The sequence below is a fragment of the Argonema antarcticum A004/B2 genome, from assembly GCF_023333585.1.
In the GTDB taxonomy this organism is placed as follows: domain Bacteria; phylum Cyanobacteriota; class Cyanobacteriia; order Cyanobacteriales; family Aerosakkonemataceae; genus Argonema; species Argonema antarcticum.
Genome location: NZ_JAIQZN010000048.1, coordinates 44,574 through 53,695, shown reverse-complemented (window position 1 = coordinate 53,695; position 9,122 = coordinate 44,574). Strand labels below are relative to the sequence as shown.

Genomic DNA, 9,122 nt, shown 5'->3' with positions numbered 1-9,122 from the left:
GGATGGGGTGCTGCCGACAGTCCCAGATGAAACAGGAAGTTTTTGTTAATGAATGTTAGCAAAAATCGAACGGCTTTAGACCCATTATTTTCGGTAAACTGATTAACGAGACGCACTCACGCCTGTCATTTTAACCTTGGATCGTTCCCACATTATGGTATCAACTCACTCGGTAGGGGTTCGCAATTCTGGCCGTCAGTATTTGCCATCTACCACCGATACATCAGAAAGTCGATCGCCTAACCAGCAACTTTTACCGCTCACAGCCCGGATTAACAGCCAAGACGGCTTGGAAATTGGCGGTTGCGATGTGACTGCTTTGGTTGGGCAATTCGGATCGCCCTTGTATATTTTGGATGAAGAAACGCTCAGGACAGCTTGCTCGCAGTACCGGGATGCCTTGAAGCGCTACTATCCCGGCACTTCTCAGGCGGTCTATGCTTCTAAGGCTTGGAATTGCCTTGCTATTTGCGCGATCGCCGCAAGTGAAGGCTTGGGCGTAGAAGTAGTATCTGGCGGGGAATTATACACTGCCATACAAGCAGGTGTCAATCGGGAATTGCTTTATTTTCACGGCAACAATAAATCCCGCGCCGAACTTGAATTTGCCGTAGAATCTGGCTGCACGATCGTAGTCGATAACTGGCTAGAGCTAAAAACTTTGGCTTTGCTGGGATCTGGAAGTAATTCTCAGTCACCAATCCCCATCATGCTGCGGCTTACCCCCGGCATAGAATGTCACACCCACGAATACATTCGTACAGGTCACTTAGACAGCAAATTCGGGTTCGATCCCAACCAAGTGGAGGAAGTGTTTGCCTTTATCAGTCAAACTACTTCCCTTCATTGTGTGGGACTGCACGCCCATATTGGCTCTCAAATCTTCGAGTTGCAACCCCATCGCGATTTGGCTGGAGTAATGGTGCAATGGTTGGATAAAGCAGCTTCTTTAGGATTGCCAGTGACCCGCTTAAATATTGGTGGTGGCTTAGGCATTCGCTACACGGAAGCTGACGATCCACCGAGTATCGAAGAGTGGGTAAAAACGGTCAGCGAATCCGTTGCGGCTGCCTGCCAAGCTCAGCAAGTACCTTTGCCGACGCTAATGTGCGAACCGGGTCGGTCTTTAGTCGGGCCTACTTGTGTCACAGCTTACACTCTGGGCAGTCGCAAAGAAGTTCCGGAAATACGGACTTACCTGGCGGTTGATGGTGGTATGTCTGACAATCCTCGTCCGATTACCTACCAATCAGTTTATCGAGCTGTGGTGGCAAATCGGATGTCGGCTCCTTTAACGGAAACAGTCACAATTGCGGGGTTACACTGTGAATCGGGAGACATTCTGATTAAAGATATCCAACTACCTCAAACCGAGCCGGGAGACATCCTAGTAGTCATGAGTACTGGTGCTTACAATTACAGTATGGCCTCTAACTACAATCGGGTGCCCCGACCGGCAGCGGTTTTAGTTAAAGATGGAGAAGCCAAAGTTATCTTGCAGCGAGAAACTTATCAAGACTTGGTGCGGCAGGATCGCCTTCCAGAACGACTCAAACTAAGTAACATAAGTAGGTAGTGGGCATTAGCTGAGTAGGGCTTAATAACTACTCAAAAAAAGGTCAGGGGCAATAATTTTAGATTTGAGATTTTAGATTTCCAATTTGTTTTAAATCTGAAATTTTAAATCTAAAATCTGAAATTTACCACGACCCACGACCCAGTAACGATCGAGGATTACCAGATCTAATGGGACATCACACCCATGCCTTTGAGCGAACTGGTTACGTACCGTCAGATAAGATAGGGATGGCTAATCCTGAATCAGACGCCTGTGGACTGTAGGATCTGATTCCTAATCGCCATTTTTTAGGATAAAATTTGACATTACGCCAGAAGACGGACAATGTTGCGCTCCTTTAAGACCAAACTGAAGTTGGATCGCCGACAAGCCACTGTCATGGCCAGACACGCAGGCTACAGTCGGTCGATCTACAATTGGACTCTAAGATTGTGGGGTGAAGGCAAGATTTTTGAGAATCCCAAACCCTATCGTCGGGCTATCAAAAAAATTAAAAGATTGCAGCGACAGTTATCGCGAAAAGTTAATTTATCGAAAAATTGGTCTGCATCAAGACAAAAGCAACGCTGCGCTCACCAAAAAGTTTTCAACATCTGTCAAAACACATTACATCAGATAACTTATTATTTGGCTAAAAACCACAGCCAAATAGTTATAGAAGATTTTAATGTGTCGGAAATGATGAAATGCCCTCGATGAAACAGGAAGTAAATTTCAAGCTGCTCAGGGTTATACCGTTATGTCCAGCTTTGTGTCAGTTTTATGTAGCAGCCGACTCCCCTGGTCGAAGCAGGAAACGAACGAAGTAGTTGTGGTCAACTATGGATAAGTTTTCTGTAGCAGATGCGCTTGAGCGGCTGGTGACAAACCTAAGCTGGACTAAATCCTTGCTTGATGTCGGTTTGGTTCTAGCTCTCACTTATATGGTGCTTGTCATCATTGGTGAGCGACGCACCCTTTGGGTAGTGAGGGGATTTATTGTTTTAATGCTGGCAACGGCTGTGAGTAACACCCTGAAGCTGGTTCTGTTGAATTTTGTCCTGGAAAAGCTGGTGGTGGGCTCTGCTGTGGCTATGGCGGTGATCTTCCAGTCGGAATTTCGCCGATTTCTAGAACAGTTGGGGCGGGGTGAATTTATGCAGCTGTTTCAAGCCGACCGTCGAACTACGGCTCAGTCAGACAGCGTAATCGATGAGATTGTGGATGCGGTTAAAGAACTTTCCCAAAATCGCATTGGTGCTTTAATTGTGATGGAAACTAGCAGTCCGATCGATGAGCGGGATTTTTCGGTACCGGGTGTGAAACTGGATGCGGAAGTGTCTAAGGAACTATTGCAGACGATTTTCCAGACGACTACTCTATTGCACGATGGGGCGGTTTTGATTGGTGGTTCGCGGATTATGGCGGCTGGAGTGATTCTGCCTCTTTCGGAACGGACGGCTTCGCGGCAGCTGGGTACTCGTCACCGAGCGGCAATGGGAATTACTGAGCGAGTCGAAAATTGTTTGTGTATTGTTGTATCTGAGGAAACGGGCTCTATTTCCCTAGCCGAAAAGGGAACTCTAAATAGACCGTTGACCAGCAGTAAACTGAAGGAACTGTTGGAGGCACGATTCTCGCCATCAAGCGATGAGAGGGTTGTGGCTCCTAATCTGCGGAGTTTAGGCCGCCAGATTGGTTCAAGGGCTCAGCTGGTCTCGCGTTTACTCCGTCTGCCATCATGGGCTTGTCGAGAAAAAAAATGACTCAAGCGCAAACTCTGTTACAAGAACTGCCTACCGATCTAGTGCGAGAACGACTGCCCAGGCACGTGGCAGTGATTATGGATGGAAATGGCCGGTGGGCTAAGCGACAAGGGCTGCCCCGGATTGTGGGCCATCGCCGGGGTGTTGATGCGCTGAAGGATCTTCTGCGCTGTTGTAGGGATTGGGGTGTGGAAGCGCTGACTGCTTACGCTTTTTCTACGGAGAACTGGGGACGCCCGTTGGAGGAGGTAGATTTTTTGATGACTTTGTTTGAAAGGGTGTTGCGGCAGGAACTGCGGGAGATGATGGAGGAGAATGTTCAAATCCGGTTTGTGGGGAATTTGAATGCTTTGCCGCGATCGCTTCAAGCTGAAATTGCGCGATCGATGGATGAGACTAAGCAAAATCAGGGGATTAAGTTTACTGTAGCGACGAACTACGGGGGACGCCAAGAAATTTTGCAGGCAGCTCGTGCGATCGCATCTCAGGTGCAGCAAGGTCTTTTGCAACCGGAACAAATTGATGAAGCTTTATTTGAACGTCACCTTTATACTTCAGGCTTATGCGACCCAGATTTATTGATCCGCACGAGTGGGGAAATGCGAATTAGCAATTTTCTGCTCTGGCAAATGGCTTATGCAGAAATTTATATTACTGAAACTCTCTGGCCTGATTTTGACCGAGCGGAGTTTCATCAGGCTTTGTGCGATTATCAGAAACGCGATCGTCGTTTTGGAAAAGTGTAACAATTTTGGATTTTAGATTTTAGATTGAAAATCCAAAATCCAAAATCCAAAATCCAAAATCGAATTAGGGGCCAGCAAAAACTGCTTCTTCGATATCCTGGCGAGTTAGGGAGTATTTGAAGGAGCGTTGAATGTCTTTACCGTTTTCACCAGCCTGTACATAACGTACTGTGATTTGATCTATATCTAGCCACAGTTCGGCTTTCCAAGTCGCTCGATCGACTCGCCAGCAATGGAGTTCGTTGCGGTCTTGTTCGCATCCCTGGTTTTTGAGCCACTGCTCAATTTGTGGGAGGGCGTGGTTATACAAAGGGGTATCAGCAGGAGGTATCGCCATGATCGAGGATTAAGGATTAAAAACTATTAAGTTACTTATTAATTATTGTGACCAACAAATTATTGGTTTGTGAGTCAACCCCGAATTTATTCATGGATAAAAAATTAAGCATAGTATCCTGGTTTCGGGACTCAGCCGATCGATCTGTGGGGCAAATCCTCTCATCCAAAATCTAAAATCCAAAATCGATTTGGGGAAGTGGGTTGGAAGTGGGTGTCGCGGTGGTCACAGATGCTATTGATGGCTCGGTCTTGGCCGTTGTGGTGACCTGCTGCTGTAAAACTTCATTTTGCAGTGCTAAGGGCTGGAAGACTGTTTCTGGACGGGTTAGTCCGATCGCGATCGCTATGAGGAGACATCCCAAAAAGGTAAGTAGCAGAATAAACAGTGCGAATATTTCCCCGGCGGAGAGGGGTCTTTCTGTAGGATCGAGGTAAGCTGAGGAAGATTCGTACCCTTTATCGGAAACGGGACGATCGAGGTTTTGGGGTAGCCCAACGACGGTGATGCGGGAATAGCCGATTTTAAGATCGTAAGCGACCCGGCTTTCTGCCTGACTGAGGGTGGCGTAGGCTTCGTTGAGTTGTTGGAATTTGGCTGTGGCGATCGCTTGTGGCAGTTCTGCGGTGTCAGGATGGTAGCGCTTGCTCAATTCCCGATAAGATCTGCGGATTTCCACTGCGGATGCGGAAGGATGCAGCCCCAGCAGGGCGTAATAACTAGAACTTAGGGGTATTCTAGTTGAAAACTGGCGATTTTGATTGTTCTGAGTTGCCCTGTTGCTAGTCACCTCAGCTTCCCTCTCCCTAGTTCTGAAAGCATCTCAACTATTTTAACTGGGTGAGAATGTTACCTGTAAAAGGATGAGTTTAGATGTTCTGCGATCGTTAAATCGGAGGAATCAATTACAATAGACCTCTCCAAAAAAGAATGTAGAGACGTTGCATGCAACGTCTCTACAAGGGTTCTAGGGTTAGCACCTTTAATTTCTGGAGAAGTCTAATAGAGGTAAATTCTGTATTGAGAGAAGGGACGGAGTTTGCGATCTTCCTACCCTTAAAAAACTAGCCAGCACAAGATGAGTTATTACCAATTCCTTAACCGCTCGTCAAATCGTTGAAGAAAAACATGGAGGAGCGATCGAGGTAGATTCTAAACCAGGCAAAGGTACTGAATTTGTGCTAAAACTACCATTGTAGCACATACATCCATCTGCACATCCATAGGAACTTTCAGAAAATCTTCAGCCTAAATACTTATCTCTACTACTCCATGCTTACCCAACTTAGACAAATTCTTAAGAAACAGTGGTCTTTGAAGTCTGTCCATATCGTTAAGAAGCGCCCCACCTCACTTACCCACAAAACATTAATTAATATGGCACTACGAGTAATGGGGGTGGTACTCGTGTCTGCTGGGGTGAGCTATGTCCATGTCATATCCCGTTTGGAAGCCGAGACCCAAACTCAGCTAGAAAAGTACATCAGAGGACGGGGAGAGCAAGAAAGCAACATCTTTCAACTCGCACAGGATAACCTCCTTTTCCTGCGGGATCGGCTTTTGCAGGAATTCAAGCAACCCAGTAATATTGATTTCCAGGCTGAATTTGAGCGACAGTATTTTTCCTGGAACGATGGTACTCGACGCAATTTTCCCCAAAATCGACCGTTCAAAGACTTTGATTCGACTCGATATGCCGGATTATACATTGGTCGAAATGTGCAAATCACTGAAGAACTAAAACAGCGTCTGCTAAAAGCTAACACCTTGGTTAGTGCTTACGGGGCTGCTTGGTCTAATCGGTTTGTTGATACCTATTTCGTTACACCAGAAAATGCAGCAGTTAATTATTGGAGAGGGCTGCCGATTGCATTAGAGGCACCGCCTGATATCTTCAATCCGAAAGAAGAATATTTTTATATTGCCGATCCTCAACACAACCCATCTCGATTATCCAGGTGGACAGGTGTTTATCTCGATCCAAGTATAAATGTCTGGATGGTTTCGGCAGTTGTACCAGTCTATGAGGGCGATCGCTTCCTGGGTGTTGTCGGGCATGATGTGGTCTTAACCCAATTGATGGAGCATACGATCCAGGATCAATTACCGGGCACTTACAATCTAATTTTTCGCTCAGACGGTCGTTTAATTGTCCACCCCCACCGCACTGCGGAAATTCAGCAAGCTCAGGGTCAACTCAAAATCGATGCAATTAACGATCCCCATCTCAACCGCATTTTTCAGCTAGTGACAACCGCTAAACCCAAAACCCACGTCCTGGAAAATAGCCAAGACCGTGAATACTTAGCAGTGACTCGCTTACAAGGCCCAGATTGGTATTTTGTCACCGTCTATCCCAAATCACTACTATCGGGGGCAGCATGGGATACGGCTCAATTTATCTTAATGTCTGGTGCGGTAGCGCTGCTGGTTGAAGTGTTGTTGCTCTTGTCGGTGTTGCGCCAACAAATCGCTAAACCCCTCCAGCAATTAACTGCTGCTAGTAACCAACTTGCCAACGGTGATTTTGCGATCGCTCTTGATACCACGCGACAAGATGAACTGGGGGGACTGGCCAGTTCTTTCAACAGCATGGCAGGTCAGTTAAAAACTTCTTTCATCCAACTAGAACAGGTAAACAATGCCTTAGAGCTAAGGGTTGAGGAACGGACAATAACGTTACAAAAGACACTTGAAGAACTAGGTCGTACCCAAGCCCAGATGATCCAGAGTGAAAAAATGTCAGCCCTGGGGCAATTAGTGGCAGGTGTGGCACATGAGATTAATAATCCTGTCAACTTCATTCACGGCAACCTCACCCATATAGAAAATTACGTCCAAGATTTGTTGGAATTTATTCAACTGTATCAGTATCACTATCCCAATCCAGTCTCGGAAATTCAAACTGAGGCTAAAGAATTGGATCTAGAATTTATTCGAGATGATTTACCTAAGATGCTGTCTTCGATGAAAATTGGCACCAATCGCATTCGGGAAATTGTGCTATCGCTCCGCAATTTCTCCCGTTTAGATGAAGCTGAATTTAAGGCGGTTGATATTCATGAGGGCATTGATAGTGCGTTATTAATTTTGCAACATCGTCTGAAAGATCAATCGCAGCGTCCAGCCATAGAAGTGATCAAAAACTATGGTAATTTGCCTCCAGCGATCTGCTACCCCGGACAACTCAATCAAGTATTTATGAATATTCTGTCTAATGCCATTGATGCCCTAGAAGATGCAAATCAGCAGCGCCCGCCTACAGAAATTGCTTCCCATCCCAACACAATTTGGATTCATACTTGCTTGGTATCTGAAAAGCAAATCAAGATTGCGATCGCAGATAATGGTCTTGGAGTTCCAGACACAATTATAACAAGGTTATTTGACCCCTTTTTCACGACTAAAGATGTGGGTAAAGGAGCTGGATTAGGTTTAACTATCAGCTATCAAATTGTGACTGAACTGCATCAAGGTAAACTTGATTGTAATTCCACACCAGGACTAGGTGCAGAATTTGTCATCACCCTACCGATAGAAGTTAAGCGAAAAATGCCGAAGACCGTTATCAGAGTGCATTAGGGCTGAAAACTGCATTATAATTACAACTTCCGTAGAAAATAATCTAGTTAAAATTGCGATCGCTGATAATGGTAAAGGGATGACAGCAGAAGTCAAACAAAAGATATTTGACCATTTATTTACTACGAAAGCTGTGGGGAAAGGGACGGGATTGGGATTAGCGATCGCTCGACAAATCGTCGAATCAACCCACGGCGGTAAATTAAGTTGCAACTCTGTTCTGGGTGAAGGTACAGAATTTATCATTGAAATACCTTTGTAAATCATTCGTGAAAAATAAGTGAAAAATAAGATCCCCGACTTCTTAAAGAAGTCGGGGATCTGGACACCGCAGATTTTCACAAATCAAATAGGATTGTTATAGTTACAAATTATCTGGATCGATACCTCGCTGTTGAAGACGATAACGCAAGTCTTGTAGGGCTTGTTCAGCCTGTTCTATGCGTTCATCGGGGGTGGGGAAGCGTGAACCAGCTACATCAAACCAAAATAACCAGTCTCGCTCCCAACCTTTATGAATCCCCGCAGCTACCCCAATTCCCAACTGCAACTCCGGTATCCAAAACTGCTCTTGCGACTGCAACACAAATTCATCATCAACCCGTCGATACACTTCAAAGGGAGCGTGATTATCTCGTTGCCAATATTCTGGATTGTAGATGACGTAATACAATACCCCTAAATCCAGATATTTGCCCATTTTAATATCGTATTCTCCACCATAGGTTTGAGAGACGATTTCGACAACCAAAATGGGTGGAGTCCAATTCTCTTCCCAAAGCACATAACTGAGTCTTCCATTCGGCGGTCGTCGCCGTCGTTGGACACCCAAGCTTAAAAAGCCATCGGGGACAATGGGTTTTCTCGGTGCAGTCGGGAGGTAGTAGATACCCATGTCTACACCAAAGAACCAATCGGTGCGATCGCTCCAAATAGCGGATAAAATAGCTAACAGTAAGTTAGGAATCAAGTTTTGCAGTTCGTTATCCACAGGAGTATCATCAGAGTCGGGTAGTTCATCCGCCGTTGGGAGCAGGGGTAGGGGAATGGAGTATTCCATAGGATAAGTTCCCTCGCAACAATAAATCCATTTTATGATCTGGGAATACTAAATCCAGAATTGTCAAGATTTT

At 45.6% G+C, this 9,122-nt stretch carries 9 protein-coding genes and 1 pseudogene; 7 read left to right on the top strand and 3 right to left on the bottom strand.

What is annotated here, in order from left to right; genetic code table 11:
• Positions 1-154: 154 nt before the first annotated feature.
• The 4 genes from lysA to uppS all read left to right on the top strand — a co-directional run bounded on the left by lysA (position 155) and on the right by uppS (position 4,070).
• Complete coding sequence (gene lysA / locus LAY57_RS19975) at positions 155-1,576, top strand: diaminopimelate decarboxylase (protein WP_249068573.1); 1,422 nt, start codon at positions 155-157, stop codon at positions 1,574-1,576.
• Positions 1,577-1,903: 327 nt separating this feature from the next.
• On the top strand, positions 1,904-2,278 hold the full coding sequence (locus tag LAY57_RS19970; RefSeq protein ID WP_249068572.1) for a transposase: 375 nt from the start codon (positions 1,904-1,906) through the stop codon (positions 2,276-2,278).
• A gap of 122 nt (positions 2,279-2,400) precedes the next feature.
• Positions 2,401-3,324, top strand: coding sequence for a diadenylate cyclase CdaA (gene cdaA / locus LAY57_RS19965; RefSeq protein ID WP_249068571.1), 924 nt, complete (start codon positions 2,401-2,403; stop codon positions 3,322-3,324).
• Entirely contained in the window at positions 3,321-4,070 is a 750-nt protein-coding gene (uppS, locus tag LAY57_RS19960) for an undecaprenyl pyrophosphate synthase (RefSeq protein WP_249068570.1), read from the top strand. Before cdaA ends, uppS begins: the two co-directional genes overlap by 4 nt.
• Before the next feature lie 64 nt (positions 4,071-4,134).
• On the opposite strand, the gene LAY57_RS19955 is transcribed toward uppS, so the two are convergent.
• Both LAY57_RS19955 and LAY57_RS19950 read right to left on the bottom strand, forming a co-directional pair.
• On the bottom strand, positions 4,135-4,407 hold the full coding sequence (locus tag LAY57_RS19955) for a DUF3143 domain-containing protein (protein ID WP_249068569.1): 273 nt from the start codon (positions 4,405-4,407) through the stop codon (positions 4,135-4,137).
• Between the two features lie 172 nt (positions 4,408-4,579).
• Complete coding sequence (locus tag LAY57_RS19950) at positions 4,580-5,197, bottom strand: J domain-containing protein (protein ID WP_249068568.1); 618 nt, start codon at positions 5,195-5,197, stop codon at positions 4,580-4,582.
• 295 nt (positions 5,198-5,492) lie between these two features.
• Between LAY57_RS19950 and LAY57_RS36285 the strand changes: the two genes are divergently transcribed.
• From LAY57_RS36285 to LAY57_RS19940, 3 genes and pseudogenes are all read left to right on the top strand, one after another.
• The gene (locus LAY57_RS36285) at positions 5,493-5,606 is read left to right on the top strand and encodes an ATP-binding protein (RefSeq protein ID WP_338022454.1); all 114 of its coding nucleotides are present in this window, start codon (positions 5,493-5,495) and stop codon (positions 5,604-5,606) included.
• Positions 5,607-5,784: 178 nt separating this feature from the next.
• A complete protein-coding gene (locus tag LAY57_RS19945; RefSeq protein WP_249068567.1) occupies positions 5,785-7,989 on the top strand; it encodes a sensor histidine kinase in 2,205 nt (734 codons plus the stop codon).
• Positions 7,990-7,996: 7 nt separating this feature from the next.
• Positions 7,997-8,251 (top strand): annotated as a pseudogene (locus LAY57_RS19940) (sensor histidine kinase); the annotation flags it as partial.
• A gap of 102 nt (positions 8,252-8,353) precedes the next feature.
• Here LAY57_RS19940 and LAY57_RS19935 read toward each other — a convergent pair.
• Positions 8,354-9,049: a Uma2 family endonuclease gene (locus LAY57_RS19935; RefSeq protein ID WP_249068566.1), complete on the bottom strand. Its 696-nt coding sequence runs from the start codon at positions 9,047-9,049 to the stop codon at positions 8,354-8,356.
• Between the last annotated feature and the right edge of the window lie 73 nt (positions 9,050-9,122).